Annotated in this window: 21 protein-coding genes; 12 read left to right on the top strand and 9 right to left on the bottom strand. The window is 66.7% G+C overall.

Annotated features, from left to right (window positions below):
* Window positions 1-9: 9 nt before the first annotated feature.
* The 3 genes from pnp to F3J10_RS09570 all read right to left on the bottom strand — a co-directional run bounded on the left by pnp (window position 10) and on the right by F3J10_RS09570 (window position 4,142).
* On the bottom strand, window positions 10-2,148 hold the full coding sequence (pnp, locus tag F3J10_RS09560) for a polyribonucleotide nucleotidyltransferase (RefSeq protein WP_013698870.1): 2,139 nt from the start codon (window positions 2,146-2,148) through the stop codon (window positions 10-12).
* 310 nt (window positions 2,149-2,458) lie between these two features.
* Entirely contained in the window at window positions 2,459-2,728 is a 270-nt protein-coding gene (gene rpsO, locus F3J10_RS09565; RefSeq protein ID WP_013698871.1) for a 30S ribosomal protein S15, read from the bottom strand.
* Between the two features lie 139 nt (window positions 2,729-2,867).
* On the bottom strand, window positions 2,868-4,142 hold the full coding sequence (locus F3J10_RS09570) for a branched-chain amino acid ABC transporter substrate-binding protein (RefSeq protein ID WP_167241948.1): 1,275 nt from the start codon (window positions 4,140-4,142) through the stop codon (window positions 2,868-2,870).
* Between the two features lie 190 nt (window positions 4,143-4,332).
* On the opposite strand from F3J10_RS09570, the gene F3J10_RS09575 reads away from it, so the two are divergent.
* The 3 genes from F3J10_RS09575 (at window position 4,333) to F3J10_RS09585 (ending at window position 7,520) form a co-directional block, all read left to right on the top strand.
* Entirely contained in the window at window positions 4,333-4,833 is a 501-nt protein-coding gene (locus F3J10_RS09575) for a hypothetical protein (protein ID WP_167241949.1), read from the top strand.
* Window positions 4,834-5,232: 399 nt separating this feature from the next.
* A complete protein-coding gene (locus F3J10_RS09580) occupies window positions 5,233-5,895 on the top strand; it encodes a carbonic anhydrase (RefSeq protein WP_025096471.1) in 663 nt (220 codons plus the stop codon).
* A gap of 89 nt (window positions 5,896-5,984) precedes the next feature.
* Complete coding sequence (locus F3J10_RS09585) at window positions 5,985-7,520, top strand: SulP family inorganic anion transporter (protein ID WP_230686065.1); 1,536 nt, start codon at window positions 5,985-5,987, stop codon at window positions 7,518-7,520.
* Between the two features lie 94 nt (window positions 7,521-7,614).
* Here the strand turns inward: F3J10_RS09585 and F3J10_RS09590 are convergent, their stop codons facing one another.
* The 6 genes from F3J10_RS09590 to F3J10_RS09615 form a co-directional block, all read right to left on the bottom strand.
* Window positions 7,615-9,156, bottom strand: coding sequence for a 2-isopropylmalate synthase (locus tag F3J10_RS09590; RefSeq protein ID WP_013698876.1), 1,542 nt, complete (start codon window positions 9,154-9,156; stop codon window positions 7,615-7,617).
* A gap of 347 nt (window positions 9,157-9,503) precedes the next feature.
* Window positions 9,504-10,373: a CDP-diacylglycerol--serine O-phosphatidyltransferase gene (gene pssA, locus F3J10_RS09595; RefSeq protein ID WP_013698877.1), complete on the bottom strand. Its 870-nt coding sequence runs from the start codon at window positions 10,371-10,373 to the stop codon at window positions 9,504-9,506.
* Between the two features lie 15 nt (window positions 10,374-10,388).
* Complete coding sequence (locus F3J10_RS09600) at window positions 10,389-11,033, bottom strand: phosphatidylserine decarboxylase (protein ID WP_013698878.1); 645 nt, start codon at window positions 11,031-11,033, stop codon at window positions 10,389-10,391.
* Between the two features lie 119 nt (window positions 11,034-11,152).
* On the bottom strand, window positions 11,153-12,169 hold the full coding sequence (gene ilvC, locus F3J10_RS09605) for a ketol-acid reductoisomerase (RefSeq protein WP_013698879.1): 1,017 nt from the start codon (window positions 12,167-12,169) through the stop codon (window positions 11,153-11,155).
* Window positions 12,170-12,261: 92 nt separating this feature from the next.
* The gene (gene ilvN, locus F3J10_RS09610; protein WP_013698880.1) at window positions 12,262-12,753 is read right to left on the bottom strand and encodes an acetolactate synthase small subunit; all 492 of its coding nucleotides are present in this window, start codon (window positions 12,751-12,753) and stop codon (window positions 12,262-12,264) included.
* Between the two features lie 118 nt (window positions 12,754-12,871).
* Window positions 12,872-14,635 (bottom strand): acetolactate synthase 3 catalytic subunit, encoded by a 1,764-nt coding sequence (locus F3J10_RS09615; protein ID WP_025096473.1) that lies wholly within the window; start codon window positions 14,633-14,635, stop codon window positions 12,872-12,874.
* A 346-nt stretch (window positions 14,636-14,981) separates the two neighbouring features.
* Between F3J10_RS09615 and F3J10_RS09620 the strand changes: the two genes are divergently transcribed.
* The 9 genes from F3J10_RS09620 (at window position 14,982) to F3J10_RS09660 (ending at window position 21,676) form a co-directional block, all read left to right on the top strand.
* Window positions 14,982-15,545, top strand: coding sequence for an RNA polymerase sigma factor (locus F3J10_RS09620; RefSeq protein ID WP_013698882.1), 564 nt, complete (start codon window positions 14,982-14,984; stop codon window positions 15,543-15,545).
* Window positions 15,542-15,967 carry a DUF3619 family protein gene (locus tag F3J10_RS09625; protein WP_167241950.1) on the top strand — a complete coding sequence of 142 codons (426 nt, stop codon included), beginning with the start codon at window positions 15,542-15,544 and terminating at the stop codon, window positions 15,965-15,967. Before F3J10_RS09620 ends, F3J10_RS09625 begins: the two co-directional genes overlap by 4 nt.
* A gap of 32 nt (window positions 15,968-15,999) precedes the next feature.
* Window positions 16,000-16,770: a DUF3106 domain-containing protein gene (locus F3J10_RS09630; protein ID WP_167241951.1), complete on the top strand. Its 771-nt coding sequence runs from the start codon at window positions 16,000-16,002 to the stop codon at window positions 16,768-16,770.
* Window positions 16,767-17,282, top strand: a complete 516-nt coding sequence (locus F3J10_RS09635; protein WP_025096476.1) for an RDD family protein — start codon at window positions 16,767-16,769, stop codon at window positions 17,280-17,282. The genes F3J10_RS09630 and F3J10_RS09635 overlap by 4 nt, the downstream gene beginning before the upstream one ends.
* A 295-nt stretch (window positions 17,283-17,577) precedes the next feature.
* Window positions 17,578-18,513, top strand: a complete 936-nt coding sequence (locus F3J10_RS09640) for a UDP-2,3-diacylglucosamine diphosphatase (RefSeq protein ID WP_025096477.1) — start codon at window positions 17,578-17,580, stop codon at window positions 18,511-18,513.
* A 43-nt stretch (window positions 18,514-18,556) separates the two neighbouring features.
* The gene (locus F3J10_RS09645) at window positions 18,557-19,591 is read left to right on the top strand and encodes a glycosyltransferase family 1 protein (RefSeq protein WP_166916162.1); all 1,035 of its coding nucleotides are present in this window, start codon (window positions 18,557-18,559) and stop codon (window positions 19,589-19,591) included.
* Between the two features lie 8 nt (window positions 19,592-19,599).
* The gene (locus F3J10_RS09650) at window positions 19,600-20,157 is read left to right on the top strand and encodes a diacylglycerol kinase (protein ID WP_166916160.1); all 558 of its coding nucleotides are present in this window, start codon (window positions 19,600-19,602) and stop codon (window positions 20,155-20,157) included.
* Window positions 20,158-20,381: 224 nt separating this feature from the next.
* Window positions 20,382-21,095 (top strand): TetR/AcrR family transcriptional regulator, encoded by a 714-nt coding sequence (locus F3J10_RS09655; protein WP_013698889.1) that lies wholly within the window; start codon window positions 20,382-20,384, stop codon window positions 21,093-21,095.
* A complete protein-coding gene (locus tag F3J10_RS09660; protein WP_013698890.1) occupies window positions 21,092-21,676 on the top strand; it encodes a TIGR00730 family Rossman fold protein in 585 nt (194 codons plus the stop codon). The genes F3J10_RS09655 and F3J10_RS09660 overlap by 4 nt, the downstream gene beginning before the upstream one ends.
* Window positions 21,677-21,838 lie beyond the last annotated feature (162 nt).

A 21,838-nucleotide genomic window follows, 5' to 3' on the forward strand; every position in this document is an offset into this window, starting at 1 on the left:
TCTTTCCGCTTACTGCTGCGGCGCGTCGCCCGATTGGGCGGCTTCGTTCAGCAGGGCCTTGGCCGACAGGCGCACACGGCCCTTCTCGTCGACCTGGATCACCTTGACCTTCACGACCTGGCCTTCCTTCAGGTAGTCGTTGATGTCCTTGACACGCTCGTTGACGATTTCCGAGATGTGCAGCAGGCCATCCTTGCCCGGCAGCAGGTTCACGATCGCGCCGAAGTCGAGCAGCTTGAGCACCGCGCCTTCGTAGACCTGGCCGACTTCGATCTCGGCGGTGATCTGCTCGATGCGCTTCTTGGCCTCGGCCATGCCTTCGCTGCTGGTGCTGGCGATGGTCACCACGCCGTCGTCGGAGATGTCGATGGTGGTGCCGGTTTCTTCCGTCAGCGCGCGGATCACCGAACCGCCCTTGCCGATCACGTCGCGGATCTTCTCCGGATTGATCTTGATGGTGATCATGCGCGGCGCGAACTCGGACAGCTGGGTGTTCGCACCCGAGACGGCGCCCTTCATCTTGCCGAGGATATGCAGACGGCCTTCCTTGGCCTGCTCCAGCGCGACCTGCATGATTTCCTTGGTGATGCCCTGGATCTTGATGTCCATCTGCAGGGCCGTCACGCCGGCTTCGGTACCCGCGACCTTGAAGTCCATGTCGCCGAGGTGGTCCTCGTCGCCGAGGATGTCGGTCAGCACCGCGAACTTGTTGCCTTCGAGGATCAGGCCCATCGCGATACCGGCGACGTGCGCCTTCATCGGCACGCCGGCGTCCATCAGCGCGAGGCAGCCGCCGCACACCGAGGCCATCGACGAGGAACCGTTCGACTCGGTGATTTCCGAGACGACGCGGATCGAGTAGCCGAATTCCTCGGCGCTCGGCAGGCACGCGACCAGCGCGCGCTTGGCCAGGCGGCCGTGGCCGACTTCGCGACGCTTGGGCGAGCCGACGCGGCCGGTTTCGCCGGTCGCGAACGGGGGCATGTTGTAGTGGAGCATGAAGCGCTCGCGGTACTCGCCTTCGAGCGCGTCGATGATCTGCTCGTCGCCCTTGGTGCCGAGCGTGGCCACCACCAGCGCCTGCGTCTCGCCGCGCGTGAACAGCGCCGAGCCGTGGGTGCGCGGCAGCACGCCGCTGCGGATCTCGATCGGGCGGACCGTGCGCGTGTCACGGCCGTCGATGCGCGGCTCGCCGTTCAGGATCTGCGAGCGGACGATCTTCGCCTCGATGTCGAACAGCACGTTGCCGACCGTGGCCTTGTCGGCCGGGGTCGTGCCGGCGGCAGCCGCATCGGCTTCCAGCTTGGCCGAGGTGGCGGCGTAGACTTCCTTCAGCTTGGTCGAGCGAGCCTGCTTGTCGCGGATCTGGTAGGCGGCCAGCAGCGGCTCCTGGGCAGCGGCCGTGATGCTGGCGATCAGCGCCTCGTCCTTCGGCGCCGGCTGCCAGTCCCACTCGGGCTTGCCGCCTTCGCGCACCAGCTCGTGAATCGCGTCGATCGCGACCTGCATCTGCTCGTGGCCGAACACCACGGCGCCGAGCATCACGTCTTCCGGCAGTTGCTGCGCTTCCGACTCGACCATCAGCACCGCGCGCTCCGTACCGGCGACCACCAGGTCGAGGCTCGATGCCTTGATCTGCTCGCGCGTCGGGTTCAGCACGTACTGGCTGTCGATGTAGGCCACGCGCGCGGCGCCGACCGGGCCGTTGAACGGCAGGCCGGAGACGGCCAGCGCTGCCGAGGCGCCGATCAGGGCGGGGATGTCGGCCGGCACTTCCGGGTTGATCGACAGCACGTGGATCACGACCTGGACTTCGTTGTAGAAGCCTTCCGGGAACAGCGGGCGCAGCGGACGGTCGATCAGGCGCGAGGTCAGCGTCTCGTGCTCGGACGGACGGCCTTCGCGGCGGAAGAAGCCGCCGGGGATCTTGCCGGCCGAGTAGGTCTTCTCGAGGTAGTCGACGGTCAGCGGGAAGAAGTCCTGGCCCGGCTTCGCGGTCTTGGCGCCCACCACGGTGGCCAGCACCACGGTGTCCTCGACGTCGACGATCACGGCGCCGCTCGCCTGGCGGGCGATCTCACCCGTCTCGAGACGGACCTTGTGCTGGCCCCACTGGAATTCCTTCACGACTTTATTGAACAGAGACATGGTCGCTCCTTGTTTTGTTCATGGATGGCATGCGCCGCGCGAGAAACACCGCGCGACGACGGTGCGACCTGGCGTGACGGGAAGGAGGTGTGTTTTTTATGCCATTCCAGGGCGTGGCTGGCGCAGGCGAGCCGCCGCGCTGGAATGACACAAAGCTCCACCCGGCGCACAGGCCGTTGGGCGGCGGTCCGCGACTTCGGACCTGGCGCCCGCGGTACGGGCAACGGCGAGACCTTGCGTACCGCTGAAAAACAAAATGCCTGTATCAGCGCACTGACACAGGCATTGGCGGGAGGCGAACGTCGCCCGCTTACTTACGCAGACCCAGCTTCTCGATCAGCGCGCGATAGCGGTCGGCATCCTTGCCCTTCAGGTAGTCGAGCAGCTTGCGGCGGCGGCTCACCATGCGCAGCAGGCCGCGGCGGCTGTGGTGATCCTTCGCGTGGGTCTTGAAGTGACCCGTCAGTTCGACGATACGCGCGGTCAGCAGCGCGACCTGGACTTCGGGCGAACCCGTATCGTTGGCGCCACGCGCGAACTGAGCAACAACATCCGACTTCTTGATATCTGCAACCGACATGTGATTTCCTTTCTAGCTAACAGGCGGACACGGAAGAATGGCCGTGCCGTGAAGGCTGTCGTGATTGACAACCGGCCGGCATTGTAGCACAAGTCCCGCGCCCGGCCAGCCCCTCCCCCGCGCCTGCCCCGGCAGGGCCTCAGGGGCGCGTCATCCGGCAGGTCGACGGCGGCTCGGTGCTCGCGGCCGGCAAGGCCAGCACGGTCCGGAAACCGTAACCCGACCCTTCGTTGTCGACGCGCACGCCCGGCGTGCCGAGCCGATCCATTTCCATCACGTAAAGGGGCTGGATCGCCTGGTGATCGGACGCGCGCATCCGGATCGGGTGGAAGCCGTCGTCGTAGCTCGCGCCTTCCAGCGCCCTGGCCACCGCGGCCGGGTCCGCCGAGCGCGCCCGCGTGATCGCCGCCGCCAGCATCTCCACCATCTCGCTCATGCGCCGCACCGGGTAATCGTCCTGGGCGGCGGGGAAACGGGTCCGGAATTCCCGGTAGAAGGCATCGGAGGCCGCGCCGCCCGCGTTCGGGTGCCAGTCGGCCACGGCGATCACGTGCTTGACGCCGGCCTCGCCGAGCGCGGCCGGCGCGCCGAGGCTGTTGCCGTAGAAGGTGTAGAACCTGGCGTCGAGCCCCTGCTCGCGCGCGGCCTTCACCAGCAGGCTCAGGTCGTTGCCCCAGTTGCCGGTGATCACCGCGTCGGCGCCGCTGGCGCGGATCTTGGCGATATAGGGCGTGAAATCCTTGACGCGGCCGATCGGGTGGAATTCGTCGCCGACGATCGCCACGTCGGGCCGGCGCGTCTTCAGTTCCTCGCGCGCCAGCGTGCTCACGTCGTGGCCGAAGCTGTAGTCCTGGTTCAGCAGGTAGACGCGCTTCACGCCGCGGTCCTGCGCCAGCACCTGGGTGAGCGCGGCCATCCGCATCCCGGCATGGGCATCGAAGCGGAAATGCCAGAAGCTGCACTGCGCGCCGGTCAGCGCCGGATCGTCGGCGGAGTAATTGAGGAACAGCATGCGCGCATCGGGGCGGCGCGCGTTCTGGCGATCGATCGCGGTGACCAGCGCCGCCGCAACCGCCGAACCGTTGCCCTGCGCGATGAAGCCGATATGCCGGTCGGCCGCCACGCGCAGTTGCTGCAACGCATCCTCGACGCCGCCCTTGCTGTCGAGCACCACCAACTCCAGCGGATGCGCGCCGTCGGCGAGCATCACGCCGCCGCGCGCGTTGACGCGCTCGATGCCGAAGCGCAGGTTGCGCTCGACGGCGGCGCCGGCGTTGGCGAACGGCCCGGACATGCCCTCCACCAGCGCGATGCGCACCGGCTCGGCCGCCTGCGCGGCAGCACCGGCCGGCGCGGCGGCAGCCATCAGCGAAAGCGCCGCGCAGGCGGCGGCCAAGCGTTTCCATCCGGACATCGGCATGCTTCCTGTCATCGATCGGGAAGCGGATCATACCGGAGCCGGCGCCTGCCGTTCGTCGCCCGCCCGGGCCGCGCCGCACCGGCGATGCGCGATCCGAAGCGGCCTCGAGAAATGCGCGCAGCCGCGCGAGCACACGGCTGCGCGTCGTGATACAACAGCGGCATCGCATCCGACGGAGACCAGCATGTTTCGACGACTTCCCGTACTGCTAGCCATCGCGGCCACGCTGCTGGCCGGTTGCGCGCAACCGTGGCAGCGCTTCCAGGCGGGCGAGGACCAGTCGGCGCTGGTCGCCCGGTTCGGGCCGCCGAAGGAAATCTACGACCTGCCCGACGGCGGCAAGCGCCTGATGTGGCCGACCCAGCCGATGGGCGAAACCACCACCGCCGCCGATATCGACGCGGCCGGCAAGGTCCGCAACGTGCGCCAGGTCCTGCAGCCGCTCGAGTTCTATCGCGCCGAGATCGGCAAGTGGAAGAAGTCCGACGTGCTGGTCAATTTCGGCCGCCCCGAGGAAACCGCCTACTTCCCGCTGATGAAGCGCGAGGTCTGGACCTATCGTTATCTCGAGGACAACGTCTGGTACATGCTCTACAGCTTCTACTTCGACGACCAGGGCATCCTGCGCCTCACGCAGAAGACGCCGGACCCGCTGCACGACCCCGATCGCCGCGTCGCATTCTGATAATCGAATTACTGTCAATTCCGACAGGATTTACCCAGGCCATTCCAGCTGATAAGCGGAATGGCCTTTTTGTCATCCAGGCATCACGAATTGATTTTCCAGCCGAAAGAATTGCGAAAATAAGCTTCGAATCATTTCGTCACCGAACCGGTCTGTATCGTCACAATTCAATAGGGGCGTCACTTTTCAGGTGATCGAATGCACCGGAATCCGGCAATTCGATTTCCGAAATGGTGCAAAACCAATTCACCCATCTCGAATTTGAAACAGAATGTTTCAAGGCCTCCACGTATCGAGGCAAACCCCTAATATCCCCAACAAGCTTTCAATCTAGAAAGCATTGCCGATACGGCTGCTCCGGCGCCGTTCGCGATCTCGTTCATTTATGAAGGATTCCTCATGAATCGCGCCAAAACCCTGCTCGCCGCCAACGTCGCCTGGGCGCGGGAAACCGCCGAACGCGCGCCCGGCTTCTTCGAGGCGCTGTCGCAAGGCCAGAATCCGCGCGTGTTGTGGCTGGGCTGCTCGGACAGCCGCGTGCCGGCCGAGGCCATCACGCACAGCGCGCCGGGCGAGCTGTTCGTCCACCGCAATATCGCGAACCTGTTCCACCCGAACGACGACAACAGCGTCAGCGTGCTGGAATACGCGGTGCGCGTTCTCAAGGTCGATCACGTAATCGTTTGCGGGCATTACGGCTGCGGCGGCGTGCGCGCCTCGCTGCTGCCGCCGCCGGCCGACCTGCCGCATGTGGCAAGGCGTATCGCGCCGCTCTGCGCGCTGGCCAGCCGGCATCGCGCCACGTTGGACGAACTGCCCGCCGATACCGCCGCGAATCGCCTGGCCGAGCTGAACGTGCTGGAGCAGGTGCGCCTGCTGCGCGAGCACCCGGTGGTACGCGACAGCCAGCCGGCGCCGCTGGTGCATGGCTGGATCTTCTCGCTGTCGGACGGGCTGCTCAACGTGCTGTCTTCCGGCTACGAGGCGGGCGCGACGCAGCCTGCCGAAACGGCACCGGCCGCCGCCGCGCATGCGCGCCACCGCGAGCCCCAGCCCGCCTGACGCACTCGAAACACGGCGCGGCCGGCCGCCCAGCCCGGCGCCGGTCGCGCCTCCCGCAGCACGCTCCCCAACGCCCCGCCTCGAACCCCATCATGAATTTACGCAACGCCTTCTCCACGTTTCCGCGCGACTTCGTCGCCGGCACCGTCGTGTTCCTGGTCGCGCTGCCGCTCTGCCTGGGCATCGCCAACGCCTCCGGCGTCGAGCCCTTCGCGGGCCTGATCTCGGGCATCGTCGGCGGCCTGGTGGTCGCCTTCCTGAGCGGCTCGCCGTTGTCGGTGAGCGGCCCCGCCGCCGGCCTGGTGGTGATCGTCGTCGACGGCATCGCCCAACTCGGCAGCTTCCCCGCCTTCCTGCTCGCGGTGGTCTTGTCGGGCCTGCTGCAGCTGGGTTTCGGCATGCTGCGCGCGGGCCAGTTGGCCGCCTACGTGCCCTCGCCCGTGATCAAGGGCATGCTGGCCGCGATCGGCCTGCTGCTGATCGTCAAGCAGGTGCCCTTCGCGCTCGGCCTGCACGGCGGCACCGCCGCGTTCAGCGCCCATGCGATCGGCGCGGCGCTGATCGCGATCGTCTCGCTGGCCCTGCTGGTGGCCTGGGACTCGAAGGCGCTGCGCCGCTTCGCGCTGGTGCGCAACGTCCCGGCGCCGCTGATCGTGGTGGTGCTCGGCATCGGCGCCACGCTGGTGCTGGGCGCCCTGCTGCCCGCGCTGGCGCCGCCGGCCGAGCATCGCGTGGCGCTGCCCGCGCTCGACTCGCTGGCCTCGCTCGGCGGCGCGCTCAAGAGCGTCGAGCTCGGCCCGCACTACGCCCAGCTCTGGAACCCCGATGTCTGGCGCGTCGCGATCACGCTGGCGATCGTCGCCAGCCTCGAGACCCTGCTCTCGCTCGAGGCGGTCGAGCAGATCGACCCGAAGCGCCGCCCGCCGATGCCGAACCGCGAACTGAAGGCCCAGGGCGTCGGCAACCTGGTGGCGGGCGCCTTCGGCGGCCTGCCGATCACCTCGGTGATCGTGCGCAGCTCGGTCAACGTCAACGCCGGCGCGCAAAGCCGCCTCTCGGCGGTGGTGCATGGCGCGCTGCTGCTGGTCAGCGTGTTCCTGCTGACCGAGCTGATCAATCTGATCCCGCTCGCCACGCTCGCCGCGATCCTGATCCACACCGGCTTCAAGCTCGCCAAGCCGGCGCTGTTCAAGGCCGTCGCGCAACAGGGGCCGGCCGCCTTCCTGCCCTTCGTCGCGACCGTTGCCGGCGTGCTGGCCATCGACCTGCTGGCCGGGATCGCGCTGGGCATCGTGTGCAGCGTGCTGGCGGTGGCCTTCGCCAACCTGCGCAGCCCGGCCACGCTGGCCCGCCACGACGACCACTACCTGCTGACCTTCCGCAAGGACGTGTCCTTCCTCGGCAAGGTGCAGGTCAAGCACTACCTGCGGCAGATCCCGGATCGTTCGATCGTGATCATCGACGCGACGCGCGCCGACTACATCGACCACGACGTGCGCGAGCTGATCGACGCCTTCATGGCCGATGCGCAGGCACGCGAGATCCTGGTCGACTACCGGCAGCCCACGCGCGCCGCGGCCAGGCGCTGGTCGATCTCGATGCTGCGCAGCCCCAGCGCGCAATAAGCGCGGCCCGCAACGGCAAAACGCCCCGCCGGCCTTCGGGCCGCGCGGGGCGTTTCATTGCCGGTCAACGGCCGGGCAAGCCGGCCGATCGGGCTCAGGAGCGTTGCGGGTTGAGCTTGTCGACGTCCGAGTGCAGCTTGTTGAGCGCCGACAGGTAAGCCTTGGCCGAGGCCGCGACGATGTCCGGGTCGGTGCCGACGCCGTTGACGATGCGCCCGCTCTTGGACAGGCGCACGGTCACCTCGCCCTGCGCCTGGGTGCCGGTGGTGATCGCGTTGACCGAGTACAGCAGCAGCTCCGAGCCGCTGCCGACTTCCGTCTCGATCGCGTTCAGCGTCGCGTCGACGGGGCCGTTGCCGCGCGCCTCGCCGGTCACCTCGCCGCCGTCGATCGAGAACACCACCTTGGCCTGCGGCTGCTCGCCCGTTTCCGAGCGCTGCGACAGCGACACGAACTTGTAGTGCTCGCGCTCGACCACCGCCGCCTCTTCCGACACGATCGCGATGATGTCCTCGTCGAAGATCTCGGCCTTGCGGTCGGCCAGGTCCTTGAAGCGCATGAAGGCCGCATTCAGCTCGGTTTCGCTGTCGAGCGAGACGCCCAGCTCCTGCAGGCGCTGCTTGAAGGCGTTGCGGCCCGAGAGCTTGCCCAGCACGATCTTGTTGGCGGTCCAGCCCACGTCTTCCGCGCGCATGATCTCGTAGGTGTCGCGCGCCTTCAGCACGCCGTCCTGGTGAATGCCCGAGGCATGGGCGAAGGCGTTGGCGCCCACCACTGCCTTGTTCGGCTGCACCACGAAGCCGGTGATCTGCGAGACCAGCTTCGAGGCCGGCACGATCTGCGTGGTGTCCAGGCCGACGTCGAGACCGAAATAGTCCTTGCGCGTCTTCACCGCCATCACGATCTCCTCGAGCGAGGTATTGCCGGCGCGCTCGCCCAGACCGTTGATGGTGCACTCGACCTGGCGCGCGCCGCCGATCTGCACGCCGGCCAGCGAGTTGGCCACGGCCATGCCGAGATCGTTGTGGCAGTGCACCGAGAAGATCGCCTTGTCCGAGTTCGGGATCCGCTCGCGCAGCGTCTTGACCAGGTTGCCGTACAGCTCCGGCACGCCGTAGCCGACCGTGTCGGCGATGTTGATGGTGGTCGCGCCCTCGGCGATCACGGCTTCCAGCACGCGGCAGAGGAAGTCCATGTCGGAGCGGCTGCCGTCTTCCGGCGAGAACTCGACGTTGTCGGTGAACTTGCGCGCGAAACGCACCGCCAGCCGCGCCTGCTCGAACACCTGGTCCGGCGTCATGCGCAGCTTCTTCTCCATGTGCAGCGGGGAGGTGGCGATGAAGGTGTGGATCCGGAAGCTGTTGGCGGGCTTCAGCGCATCGGCGGCGCGCTGGATGTCCTTGTCGTTGGCGCGGGCCAGCGAGCAGATCGTGCTGTCCTTGATCAGCCCGGCGATGGTGTGGATCGCGTCGAAATCGCCGTTCGAGCTGGCAGCGAAACCGGCTTCGATCACGTCGACCTTCATCCGTTCGAGCTGCTTGGCGATACGGATCTTTTCTTCCTTCGTCATCGACGCGCCGGGCGATTGTTCGCCGTCACGCAAGGTCGTGTCGAAAATGATCAGCTTGTCTGTCATGGGGAGGCTCCAGGGGGATCTTGTGGGTACGGCAGAAACGATGGAGTTCGCGCCACCGCTGGCGACGCTCAACAACAGACGAGGCTTGACGGAGGGCGAAGACGGTCAGCGCGGCAGGCGCGCTAGCGCTAGTGCGCATAGGGGCGCACCGGCTTGAAGGAGGGAGAGGCGGAGAAATGCGGTCATGCCGAGGAATATAGCGGCATTCCGTAACACGTGCAATCGGACTGCACCCGGAACCCGCCCTGCCCCGCCGAGCCGGCTCCGGACGAAAAAACGGCGACCGGATCAGGGTCGCCGTCTTGCACCGAAATGGGGCTGGTTCGCGGATGAGGCGAGGCTCGCCCTCAGTGCTCGCGCTGGGACGAGCGGGCCGGATTGGCGCGGCCGCGGATCGCCATGTAGCCCCAGAACACGTAGCCCGACAGGCCGTACAGCACGAACAGGCCGAACAGCATCAGCGGCGGATCGGAGGACACCAGCACGAAGGCCACCACCACCAGCAGGATCGCCGCGAACGGCACGCGATGCCGCACGTCGAGCGCCTTGCCGCTGTAGAACGGCGCGTTCGACACCATGGTCACGCCGGCATAGATGGTCAGCACGAAGGCCACCCAGGGCAGCCAGCCGAGCTTGAGCGGCACGCGGTTGTCGGTGGCCAGCCATACGAAGCCGGCGATCAGCGCTGCCGCGGCCGGGCTCGGCAGGCCCTGGAAGAAGCGCTTGTCGACCACGCCGATATTGGTGTTGAAGCGCGCCAGGCGCAGCGCGGCGCCCGAGCAGTAGACGAAGGCGGCCAGCCACCCCCAGCGGCCCAGGTCCTTCAGCACCCATTCGTACATCACCAGGGCCGGCGCCACGCCGAACGAGACCATGTCGGACAGGCTGTCGAACTGCTCGCCGAAGGCGCTCTGGGTGTGCGTCATGCGCGCCACGCGGCCGTCCATGCCGTCGAGCACCATCGCCACGAAGATCGCGATCGCGGCGATCTCGAAGCGCACGTTCATCGCCTGCACCACCGCGAAGAAGCCGCAGAACAGCGCGGCGGTGGTGAAGGCATTGGGCAGCAGGTAGATGCCGCGGGTGCGCAGGAACTGCTGGCGCGCGGCGCGGCGCGGCTCGACCGACGAATTGTCGGCGCCGAGCACCTTGTTGTGCCGGAACGAGCGCGGCAGGGACTTGCCGTTGCGCGACCGGCGCGGTTTGAATGCAGCCATCGAGCCTCCTGCCGCTTACTGCGGCAATTCAGCAAGAATCGTCGACGATGCGGACACCTTTTCGCCGATCGAGACGCGGGCGCGGCTGCCGATCGGCAGGTACACGTCCACGCGCGAACCGAAGCGGATAAAGCCGTAGCGCTGGCCGCGCGTGAGCGGCTCGCCGTTGCGCACGTAGCAGAGAATGCGCCGCGCCACCAGCCCGGCGATCTGCACCGAGGTAACGATATGGTTGCTGCCGGTGTGGATCACCACCGCATTGCGCTCGTTCTCGGTCGAGGCCTTGTCGATCGCCGCGTTCAGGAACGCGCCCGGGAAGTATTCGACCTTGGTGATCGCGCCGTCGACCGGCGAGCGCTGCGAGTGAACGTTGAACACGTTCATGAACACGCTGATCTTGAGCGCCTCGCGATTCGCGTAGGGATCGTGCGCGGTTTCCACCGCGACGATGCGCCCATCGGCCGGGCACAGCACCGCGTTGGCCTCGGTCGGGATCGGCCGGGCCGGATCGCGGAAGAACTGCACCACGAAGACGAGCAACAGCCAGAACGGCCAGGCCAGGCCGAAACCCGCGACTGCATGGATCAACAGCGCGATGACGGCAGCGATCGCGATGAACGGCCAGCCTTCGCGCGCGATGATCGGATGAGGGTAGTTCATGGTGTGATTCGGTGAATTGCAAAGGACGTAGCATAACAAAAGCCGCCCTCGGCACTGCGGCCTTCGGGCGGCTTTTCGTTGCCGACCCCGGAAAACCGGGGCCGTCGCTCAGCGAACGCTTAGTTCTTCGACTGGTCGACCAGCTTGTTCTTGGCGATCCAGGGCATCATCGCGCGCAGCTTCGAGCCGACCTGCTCGATCTGGTGCTCGGCCGTCAGGCGACGACGCGATTGCAGCGTCGGGGCGCCGGCCTTGTTCTCCAGGATGAAGCTCTTGGCGTATTCGCCGGTCTGGATATCGGTCAGGACCGCCTTCATGGCCTTCTTGGTCTCTTCCGTGACGATGCGCGGGCCCGTCACGTATTCGCCGTATTCGGCGTTGTTCGAGATCGAGTAATTCATGTTGGCGATGCCGCCTTCATAGATCAGGTCGACGATCAGCTTGAGCTCGTGCAGGCACTCGAAGTAGGCCATTTCCGGCGCGTAGCCGGCTTCGACCAGGGTTTCGAAACCGGCCTTGATCAGGTCGACGGTACCGCCGCACAGCACGGCCTGCTCGCCGAACAGGTCGGTTTCGGTCTCTTCGCGGAAGTTCGTCTCGATGATGCCGGCACGGCCGCCGCCGTTGGCTGCCGCGTACGACAGGGCCACGTCACGCGCCGCGCCCGACTTGTCCTGGGCGACCGCGATCAGGTGCGGCACGCCGCCACCTTGCGAGTAGGTGCCGCGCACCGTGTGGCCCGGGGCCTTCGGGGCGATCATGATGACGTCCAGATCGGCGCGCGGGATCACCTGGCCGTAGTGGACGTTGAAGCCGTGGGCGAAGGCCAGCGCCGCGCCCTGCTTGATGTTGGCGTGCACTTCCTTGGCGTAGACCTCGGCGATCTGCTCGTCGGGCAGCAGCATCATGACCACGTCGGCGCCCTTCACCGCCTCGGCGACTTCCTTGACCGTCAGGCCTGCGTTCTCGGCCTTGCTCCACGACGCGCCACCCTTGCGCAGGCCGACCGTCACGTTCACGCCGCTTTCCTTCAGGTTCAGCGCGTGGGCGTGGCCTTGCGAGCCGTAGCCGATGATGGTGACTTGCTTGCCCTTGATGAGGGAGAGGTCAGCGTCCTTGTCGTAGAAAACTTTCATGATGATTCCTTTCGCTAAATGCAGTGAGTTCGTTCAATGAGTAAGGCTACCGGGGCATGACGGCGCCGCCGGCTTCGTTCGATACGGCCGCATCAGACCTTCAGGATGCGCTCGCCGCGACCGATGCCCGAGCTGCCGGTGCGCACGGTTTCGAGAATCGCCCCCGCGTCCAGCCCCTGGATGAATGCGTCGAGCTTGTCGCTCGCGCCCGTCAATTCGATTGTGTAGGTCTTTTCGGTAACGTCGATGATGCGGCCGCGGAAAATGTCCGCCATCCGCTTCATTTCTTCGCGTTCCTTGCCGACCGCTCGCACCTTGATCAGCATCAGCTCTCGTTCGATGTGGGCACCGTCGGTCAGGTCCACCACTTTCACCACCTCGATCAGGCGGTTCAGATGCTTCGTGATCTGTTCGATCACGTCGTCCGAGCCAATGGAGACGATGGTCAGCCGCGACAGCGAATTGTCTTCGGTCGGTGCCACCGTCAAGGTTTCAATGTTGTAGCCGCGTGCCGAGAACAGGCCGACCACGCGCGAGAGCGCGCCCGGTTCGTTTTCCAGCAGCACGGAGATGATGTGTCTCATGTTCGCTTCTTCCCGATGATGTCTCGACTAATCCAGTTCGAATGCCTGCCGCGCGCCGCCCGGCGCGGCCCGCTCCTCGTGGAAGCGGGCGCCGAGCGCGCGGCGCGCGGGCACGCCGTTACAGATCTTCCGATCCGAGCAGCATCTCCGTGATGCCCTTGCCGGCCTGGACCATCGGCCAGACGTTTTCGGTCGGATCGGTCTGGAAGTCGAGAAACACGGTGCGATCCTTGAGACGCAGCGCTTCCTTGAGCGCCGGCTCCACATCGGACGACTTTTCGATGCGCATCCCGACGTGGCCGAACGCCTCCGCCAGCTTCACGAAATCGGGCAGCGCGTCCATGTAGGAATGGGAATAGCGCTTGCTGTATTCGATCTGCTGCCACTGGCGGACCATGCCGAGGTAGCGGTTGTTGAGCGAGATGATCTTGACGGGCGTGTCGTACTGCTTGCAGGTCGACAGCTCCTGGATGCACATCTGGATCGAGCCCTCGCCCGTGATGCAGACCACGTCGTCGTCGGGATGGGCCATCTTGACGCCCATCGCCGCCGGCAGGCCGAAGCCCATGGTGCCGAGGCCGCCCGAGTTGATCCAGCGGCGCGGCTTGTCGAAGCGGTAGAACTGCGCGGCCCACATCTGGTGCTGGCCGACGTCCGAGCAGACGAAGGCATTGCCGCCGGTGAGCTTCCAGAGCGTCTCGACCACGTGCTGCGGCTTGATGATCTCGCTCTCGCGGTCGTACTTCAGGCAGTCCTTGGCGCGCCAGCTCTCGATGTCCTTCCACCATTGCGCGAGCGCCTCGGTGTCGGGGCCGTGCTCGGCCGTCTGCAGCTGCTCGATCAGTTCCTTGAGCACTTCCTTGACGTCGCCGACGATCGGGATGTCGACCTTGACGCGCTTGCTGATCGAGGACGGATCGATGTCGATGTGGATGATCTTGCGCGGACGCGAGGCGAAGTGGGCCGGGTCGCCGATCACGCGGTCGTCGAAACGCGCGCCGATCGCGATCAGCACGTCGCAGTGCTGCATCGCCATGTTCGCTTCGTAGGTGCCGTGCATGCCGAGCATGCCGAGGAACTTGGGATCCGAGGCACGGTAGCCGCCCAGGCCCATCAGCGTGTTGGTGACCGGGTAGCCGAGCAGGTCGGCGAACTGGTTCAGCTCGCGCGAGGCATCGGCCAGGATGATGCCGCCGCCCGTGTAGATGTACGGGCGCTTGGCCGTCAGCAGCAGCGACACGGCCTTGCGGATCTGGCCCGAATGGCCCTTGGTGACCGGGTTGTAGGAGCGCAGCGCGACGCTCTTGACCGGCACGTATTCGCAGGGCGTCTTGGAGACGTCCTTCGGGATGTCGATCAGCACGGGACCGGGACGGCCGGTGCGGGCGATGAAGAACGCCTTCTTGACCGTTTCCGCGAGGTCGCGGACGTCCTTCACGAGAAAGTTGTGCTTGACGCAGGGGCGCGTGATGCCGACCGTGTCGCATTCCTGGAATGCGTCCTGGCCGATCGCGGCCGTCGGCACCTGGCCGCTGATCACCACCAGCGGGATCGAATCCATGTAGGCGGTGGCGATGCCGGTCACGGCATTGGTCACGCCCGGGCCGGAGGTCACCAGGCACACGCCGACGTTGCCGGTCGCGCGCGCATAGGCATCCGCCGCATGCACGGCCGCCTGTTCATGGCGCACCAGCACGTGCTGGATCTTTTCCTGCTTGTAGAGTTCGTCGTAGATGTAGAGGACCGAGCCGCCGGGATAGCCCCAGATGAATTCGACGTTCTCGTCGGCCAGTGCCTTCATCAGCACGGTACCGCCGATCGAGTCGCTCGAGGGGGCAGAAATAGGTTCCGACGTGGAGAATTCCGCGCTGGGCATGTTCATATCGACCTTTCGAATTTTCGGCAAAAAATTGATCGGGTGCTCTCTGCCGAACTTGTGGCTCGGGTTCAAGCGGCGCGTCCAGTTGACGAGCTGGCTTCTTGGGCCAGCCTCAATTGAGACCATCACTTATGTTGCGAACCGGTGACGATATCTTGGCGAAGTCAAGTGGTCAAGAAAAAAATCCCTGCTGCCGGGAGGCTGATCATAAAACCACAGGCTGGCGCCATCCCGCGCACCCTCGTGGCGGCACCCGGGATGCCGATCGGCACGAAAATTTGTTAGCATCCGCCCCGTTTACAGAATTTTTCGTCCTTCCAGGCCCTTCGAGCGCAGACCTTTTCACGGAATGGCATCAGACAAGGAACTCGCCGACTTTCTGGCGGGCGTCGAAAGGCGCGCGTTCAAGCAGGCCGCCTACGCGGTTCGCGACGACGACGCCTCGCTCGACATCGTGCAGGACGCGATGATCCGGCTCGCCGAGAAATACGGCGACCGCCCGGCCGCCGAACTGCCCCTGCTTTTTCAGCGGATCCTGCAAAACGCGATCCACGACTACTTCCGCCGCCAGAAGGTCCGCAACACCTGGGTGAGCCTGTTTTCCTCGCTCGGCGGCGCCGATGACGACGACTTCGATCCGCTCGAAACGCTCGACACGGCCGACAACGGCAGCGGCATCGAGAGCAGCGAATCGCGCCTGGAGCGGGAGCAGGTGCTGTCGCTGATCGACGACGAAATCCGCAAGCTTCCGGCGCGTCAACGGGAAGCCTTCCTGATGCGTTACTGGGAAGATATGGATGTCGCCGAAACAGCCGCTGCCATGGGCTGCTCCGAAGGCAGCGTCAAGACGCATTGCTCACGGGCCACGCACGCATTGGCACAAGCGCTCAAGGCCAAAGGAATCACGCTATGAGCTCCGCTCCCGAACTCAAAGAACTGGAATTCGCCCTGAAGATCCGCCGCGCGCTGGACGAACGCGCGGCCGAGCTGCCCCCGTCGGCCGGCGATCGGCTGGCCGCCGCGCGCCGGGCCGCGCTCGCGCGCAAGAAACCCGATGCCGCCATCGTGCTGGTGCCCGCCCTCGCGGGCGGCGGCACCGGCAGCTTCGGCCTGGTGCGCGGTCCGGCCCCGCGGCCGGTGTCGCTCACGCGCCGGATCCTGCGCGCGGTGCCGCTGGTGGTGCTGCTGGCCGGCATCGTCGGCATCGCCTACTGGGAAAACCTCGAGCACACGGCCGAGCTCGCGGACATCGACGCCGCGATGCTGAACGACAACCTGCCGCTCAACGCGTACCTCGACCACGGGTTCAACGCATACCTGTCACACACGCGCTGAGCGCGACCAGAGAGAGAAGGACGCACGGGGCGATGCAGAAACGGGGACTGGCGATATTTTTCGGGAGCGCGATCGCGCTCGTGGTTGCCTACGCGGCCACCTACCCCCGTTTTTTCGAGACCCCGGCGCCGGTCGCCGCCGCGCCGGTGGCGGCCTCCGGCACCACGCCGCCCGCCCAGCCCGCCGTCAGCCTGTCCCTGCCCAATGCATTTCCGACGCTGGCGCCCGCCAGCCCGCTGTCCTGGGCGCGCCTGAGCGCGCAGCAGCACGAGGCGCTGGCGCCCTTCGAACGCCAATGGGATGGCTTCAGCGATGCGCGCAAGCGCAAATGGCTGCGGATCGCCGCACGATTCCCGAAGATGTCGCCCGAAGAGCAGAAACGCCTGCATGAGCGGATGACCCAGTGGGCCAACATGACGGCCGAGGAACGGCGCGTCGCGCGCGAGAACTACCAGGCCTCGCAGGATCTGCCCGCGCAGGCCCGCGAACGCGCCTGGAAGGACTACCAGAAGCTGTCGCCCGAGCAGAAGGCCAAGCTGGCCGCCGCCGAGCGCCGTCGCCGGCCGACCGTGGTCAGCGCGCCGCCCTCGGGCAAGAGCGACCGCGACATCAACCGCCTGGTCAACGCGCACGACCACCCGGCCAACGCGCCCGCCAAGCCGCTCACGCCGCTGGCGACCCCACCCGCCGAAGCGGGCGCCAGCGCCGGGGTGCCGACCAGGGCCGCCTCCGGCACGGTCCAGCCGCCCGCGCCGCTGCCGGTCTCGCCGGCCGACGCGCCGTCGATCTTCAAGGGCTCGTGAGCCACGCGCCGGCCGCCTCCCCCATCGAACCGGCCGGCCCCCGCCCGGGCGTGGGCCGCCGCCTGGCCGCCCTGCTCTACGAAGGCGTGCTGCTGTTCGGCATCGTGTTCTTCGCCGCGCTGGCCTTCGCGCTGGTGTTCCAGCAGCGCAACGGCCTGGTCCATCATCGCCTGCTCGCCGCCTGGATCGCCCTGGTGGTCGGCGCCTACTTCGTGTGGTTCTGGACCCACGGCGGCCAGACGCTGCCGATGAAGACCTGGCGCCTCAGGCTGGTGGCCGCCGACGGCGCCCCGCTCTCGGCACCCCGCGCGATCCTGCGCTACCTGCTCGGCTGGCTGTGGTTCCTGCCGCCGCTCGCCCTGCATCCGCTGCTGCAGTTGCCGGTGCCGGCCACCCTTGCCGTGACGGCCGCCTGGGTGGTGCTGTGGGCGCTCGCCGCGCGGCTCGATCCGGCCCGCCAGTTCCCGCACGACCGCCTCGCCGGCACGCGCGTGGTGGCGCAGCCGCGCTGAATCGCCGGCCTCCCGCCACGCCGGTTCGCCGGGCCGAAATACCGTCGCGGCCGGCCGCAATCCTCCGATCATTGATCGCTCTCCAGCCGGTCGCGCGGCGCTGCGGCGCCACTGTCGCATCGGCGCATCAGGCTCGCCGAAGCTCGGGCGATCACGCCTCCTCCATGCCCGGCGGGCCTGTCGGCGCCATCGTTTCCCGCGCCGAAAGAACGTAATAAGAACGTCCCGTGACTGTCATGGCACAGTCATCCTCGCATGGCGCAATGCCGGTTATCCCAACCGGCGCGAGTCACGCATGGGCCTCAAAACGTCCGCGACTACCTTCTTCCAAGACCCGGCCGGCGCCCGTGCGGCAGCCTCGGCGTTCCTTTCCGGCCCGGCCGGCGGTGACGCGAGCCTGCCGCCACCGGCCAGCGCCAGCGTCGGCCATCACGACGAATCCGACGGACCCGCGCATCGCTACCGCACCATCTGGTTGTCCGACATCCATCTCGGCACCAGCGGCTGCCAGGCGCCCTACCTGCTCGACTTCCTGCGCCACAACGATTCCGAGTACCTGTACCTGGTCGGCGACATCATCGACGGCTGGCAGTTGCGCAAGGGCTGGTACTGGCCGCAGGCGCACAACGACGTGGTGCAGAAGATCCTGCGCAAGGCGCGCAAGGGCACCCAGGTGATCTACATCCCCGGCAACCACGACGAGGCGGCGCGCCAGTTCTGCGACCTCGCCTTCGGCGACATCCAGGTGCGCGGCGAGGCCTTCCACACCACGCTGGGCGGCAAGCGCCTGTGGATCGTCCACGGCGACCTGTTCGACGGCGTGATCCAGCATGCCAAGTGGCTCGCCTACCTGGGCGACACCGCCTACACGCTGATCCTGGTGCTGAACCGCTGGTTCAACCGGATCCGCAGCCGGCTCGGCTTCCAGTACTGGTCGCTGTCGCAGTACCTGAAGCACCAGGTCAAGAACGCCGTGAACTTCATTTCCTCGTTCGAGAACGTGATGACCGACGAGGCGAGGCGCCGCGGCTGCGACGGCGTGGTGTGCGGCCATATCCACAAGGCCGAGATCCGCGACATCGACGGCGTGCTGTACTGCAACGACGGCGACTGGGTGGAGAGCCTGTCGGCGCTGGTCGAGACCATGGAGGGCGAGCTGAAGATCGTCTACTGGACGGTGATGCAATCGCCGCCCGTCACCACCTCGCGCAAGGCGAAGGCCACCGCGTGAGCCCCCTGCTGTCCCGCGTCCCGCACCCTACAGGAATGCCTGCATGAAGATCATGATCGTCACCGATGCGTGGGAGCCGCAAGTCAACGGCGTCGTGCGTACCCTGAAGAGCACCTCGCGCGAGCTGAGCGCGCTCGGCCATCGCGTCGAGCTGCTCACGCCGCTGGAATTCCGCACCATCCCCTGCCCGACGTATCCCGAGATCCGCCTGTCGCTGTTCCCGTACCGCAAGCTGCGCGCGCGCATCGACGAGTTCGCGCCCGACGCGCTGCACATCGCCACCGAAGGCCCGCTCGGCATGGCCGCGCGCCGCTACGCGCGCGCCCACAAGCTGCCCTTCACCACCGCCTATCACACGCGCTTCCCCGAATACGTGCAGGCGCGCTTCGGCATCCCGCTGTCGGGCACCTACCGCTTCCTGCGCTGGTTCCACGGCGCCTCGCTGGCGGTGATGGCGCCCACCCCGGTGGTCAAGCAGGACCTGGAATCCTTCGGCTTCGACAACGTGGTGCTGTGGACCCGCGGCGTCGACCTCGACATCTTCGAGCCGATGGAATCGAAGGTGCTGAACACGGCGCGCCCGATCTTCCTCTACGTGGGGCGCGTGGCGATCGAGAAGAACGTCGAGGCCTTCCTGAAGCTCGACCTGCCCGGCTCGAAGTGGGTGGCGGGCGAAGGCCCCGCGCTGGCCGAGCTGAAATCACGCTATCCTGAGGCGAATTATCTTGGCGTGCTGTCGCAGGCGGAGCTCGCCAAGGTCTACGCGGCGGCCGACGTGTTCGTGTTCCCGAGCAAGACCGACACCTTCGGCCTGGTGCTGCTCGAGGCGCTCGCCTGCGGCACGCCGGTGGCGGCCTACCCGGTGACGGGCCCGGTCGACGTGCTCGGCGGCGGCCACGCCGGCGCGATGAACGAGGACCTGCGCGAGGCCTGCCTGGAAGCGCTGAAGATCGATCGCGCCACCGCGCGCGAATGGGCCGAGCGCTTCTCGTGGCGCGCCGCCTCCGAGCAGTTCGCCTCGCACCTGAAGCCGCTGCCGAACACCGCCAGCTCCCAACCTCAAGGCGCCGCCGTTTGAAACCTGCCATGCGCGCGAAAGCGCCCGCTCCGTCCCCGTCGCCGCTGCGCCGTCCCGCGCTGAACGCCGCCGCGTTCGCGCGCGATCCGCATGCCGATAACGATTCCCACGATGCGCACGACGGGCACGAGCATCACGAGCCGCTCGGCACCGACGACCCGCTCGCGCCGCTGCCGCCGAACCCCTACAAGGGCAATCGCGGGCTCACGCGCGCCTGGTACGCGCTCAAGCATTCGGTCAACGGCTTTCGCGTGGCGATCCGCGAGGAGAGCGCGTTTCGCCAGGAATTGACGCTCGCCGCGATCCTCGTGCCGGTCGGTCTGTTCATGCCGGTCGACGCGGTTTCGCATGCGCTGCTGATCGGCTCGGTGCTGCTGGTGCTGATCGTCGAACTGCTGAACTCCAGCGTGGAAGCGGCAATCGACCGGATTTCGCTGGAGCGCCACGAGCTCTCGAAACGCGCCAAGGACCTCGGCAGCGCGGCCGTCACGGTCGCGCTCGGCGCCTGCCTGGCGACCTGGGGCTTCATCCTCTGGCCGGTGGTGTCGCGCTGGCTCGGCCACTGATTCGTCGATCGACGCGCGCCGATCCTTGCCGATTCGTGCCGCAACGGCAACGATCGGCGCCTGCTTTTCCCATTGTTCCGCTCGTGCGACGAAAAGCGCCGAGAAAGCGAACGACCGTTTATAATCGGCCGATAGTCTCGAAAAACAGCTAACCCGAGCCGGACGAATACGCAGCATCCTCATGCAGCGCCCGCCAGTCCGGCACATTCAGGGCCGGACGACACATGGAAGCGAAACCTCCCCGCCGCACGCGTGAACGGATCCTCGAGCTGTCGTTGAAGCTATTCAACGAGATCGGCGAGCCGAACGTGACCACCACCACGATCGCCGAGGAAATGGAAATCAGTCCAGGCAACCTGTACTACCATTTCCGCAACAAGGACGACATCATCAACAGCATCTTCGCCCAGTTCGAGCAGCAGATCGAACGGCGACTGCGCTTCCCCGAGGACCATCGTCCGACCATCGACGAGACCTGGTCCTACCTGCAGTACATGGCCGATTTCATGTGGACCTACCGGTTCCTGTATCGCGACCTGAACGACCTGCTGGCGCGCAACCGCACGCTGGAAACCCACTTCAAGCAGATCATCAGCCACAAGGTGCGCTTCGCGCGCGAGATGTGCGAGCTGCTGGTGTCCGACGAGGAGCTAGTGGCCACGCCGGCCGAGATCGAGGTGATCGCCACCAACATGGCGGTGATCTCCACCTACTGGCTCTCGTACCAGTACGTGATGCACCCGCGCAAGTACAACGACCAGGACGCGATCCGCGACGAGCTGCATCAGGTCAGCATGCACGTGATCTCGGTGATGGCGCCGTACCTGCGCGGCCGCTCGCGGCAGATCTTCGACGATCTGGTTTCCGGCAAGCTGCCCAAGCGCGAATTCCACGACTACCTGCCGCCTCGCGGCGCGCCCAAGGACGCGAAATCATGAAGTCGGTCTGTGTCTACTGCGGCTCCTCGGCGGGCACGCGCGGCGTCTATGCCGAGGCCGCGCGCGCCTTCGGCCAGGCGCTGGCGCAGGCCGGCCTGACGCTGGTCTATGGCGGCGGCCGGGTCGGCCTGATGGGCATCATCGCCGACGCGGTGCTGGCCGCCGGCGGCCGCGCGATCGGCGTGATCCCCAAGCTGCTGGTCGACAAGGAAGTCGGCCATCACGGCCTGACCGAGCTGCACGTGGTGCCCGACATGCATCACCGCAAGAAGATGATGGCCGACCTCAGCGATGCCTTCGTCGCGATGCCCGGCGGCGCCGGCACGCTCGAGGAGTTCTTCGAGGTCTATACCTGGGCCCAGCTCGGGTATCACCGCAAGCCGGTGGCCCTGCTCAACGTCGAGGGCTTCTACGACCCGCTCGTCACGATGCTGCGGCATACCGTCGAGGAAGGTTTCATGGCGGGCAGTTACGTGGAGTCGCTCTGCATCGACGCGAACCCCGAAGGCCTGCTCGACCAGTTGCGCCGCTACCAGCCGCCCACGCGCGACAAGTGGACGCCGGTAGGCGAGGCGCCCTGAGTCTTCCGGCTGCGCAAGCCGCCCCGGCCATCCTCGCGTTTCCCCTTCGCTTCATCGCCATGCCGGCTGGCGCGCTCTCGCGCCGGCCGGTATCGTCTTCCCCTGGCGGCCTCGCGTGATGCAGCGCCAGCGCGCCGTCCCGTCGTTCGCCCCCGCCATCGT

Source organism: Burkholderia sp. Cy-637, from assembly GCF_011753175.1.
GTDB classification, from domain to species: domain Bacteria; phylum Pseudomonadota; class Gammaproteobacteria; order Burkholderiales; family Burkholderiaceae; genus Burkholderia; species Burkholderia gladioli.

Excerpts from the sequence above, each read along its gene's own strand:
- pnp (WP_013698870.1), bottom strand. The coding sequence starts at position 2,148 with ATGTCTCTGTTCAATAAAGTCGTGAAGGAATTCCAGTGGGGCCAGCAC.
- rpsO (WP_013698871.1), bottom strand. The coding sequence starts at position 2,728 with ATGTCGGTTGCAGATATCAAGAAGTCGGATGTTGTTGCTCAGTTCGCG.
- F3J10_RS09570 (WP_167241948.1), bottom strand. The coding sequence starts at position 4,142 with ATGTCCGGATGGAAACGCTTGGCCGCCGCCTGCGCGGCGCTTTCGCTG.
- F3J10_RS09575 (WP_167241949.1), top strand. The coding sequence starts at position 4,333 with ATGTTTCGACGACTTCCCGTACTGCTAGCCATCGCGGCCACGCTGCTG.
- F3J10_RS09580 (WP_025096471.1), top strand. The coding sequence starts at position 5,233 with ATGAATCGCGCCAAAACCCTGCTCGCCGCCAACGTCGCCTGGGCGCGG.
- F3J10_RS09590 (WP_013698876.1), bottom strand. The coding sequence starts at position 9,156 with ATGACAGACAAGCTGATCATTTTCGACACGACCTTGCGTGACGGCGAA.
- pssA (WP_013698877.1), bottom strand. The coding sequence starts at position 10,373 with ATGGCTGCATTCAAACCGCGCCGGTCGCGCAACGGCAAGTCCCTGCCG.
- F3J10_RS09600 (WP_013698878.1), bottom strand. The coding sequence starts at position 11,033 with ATGAACTACCCTCATCCGATCATCGCGCGCGAAGGCTGGCCGTTCATC.
- ilvC (WP_013698879.1), bottom strand. The coding sequence starts at position 12,169 with ATGAAAGTTTTCTACGACAAGGACGCTGACCTCTCCCTCATCAAGGGC.
- ilvN (WP_013698880.1), bottom strand. The coding sequence starts at position 12,753 with ATGAGACACATCATCTCCGTGCTGCTGGAAAACGAACCGGGCGCGCTC.
- F3J10_RS09615 (WP_025096473.1), bottom strand. The coding sequence starts at position 14,635 with ATGAACATGCCCAGCGCGGAATTCTCCACGTCGGAACCTATTTCTGCC.
- F3J10_RS09620 (WP_013698882.1), top strand. The coding sequence starts at position 14,982 with ATGGCATCAGACAAGGAACTCGCCGACTTTCTGGCGGGCGTCGAAAGG.
- F3J10_RS09625 (WP_167241950.1), top strand. The coding sequence starts at position 15,542 with ATGAGCTCCGCTCCCGAACTCAAAGAACTGGAATTCGCCCTGAAGATC.
- F3J10_RS09630 (WP_167241951.1), top strand. The coding sequence starts at position 16,000 with ATGCAGAAACGGGGACTGGCGATATTTTTCGGGAGCGCGATCGCGCTC.
- F3J10_RS09640 (WP_025096477.1), top strand. The coding sequence starts at position 17,578 with ATGGGCCTCAAAACGTCCGCGACTACCTTCTTCCAAGACCCGGCCGGC.
- F3J10_RS09645 (WP_166916162.1), top strand. The coding sequence starts at position 18,557 with ATGAAGATCATGATCGTCACCGATGCGTGGGAGCCGCAAGTCAACGGC.
- F3J10_RS09650 (WP_166916160.1), top strand. The coding sequence starts at position 19,600 with ATGCGCGCGAAAGCGCCCGCTCCGTCCCCGTCGCCGCTGCGCCGTCCC.
- F3J10_RS09655 (WP_013698889.1), top strand. The coding sequence starts at position 20,382 with ATGGAAGCGAAACCTCCCCGCCGCACGCGTGAACGGATCCTCGAGCTG.
- F3J10_RS09660 (WP_013698890.1), top strand. The coding sequence starts at position 21,092 with ATGAAGTCGGTCTGTGTCTACTGCGGCTCCTCGGCGGGCACGCGCGGC.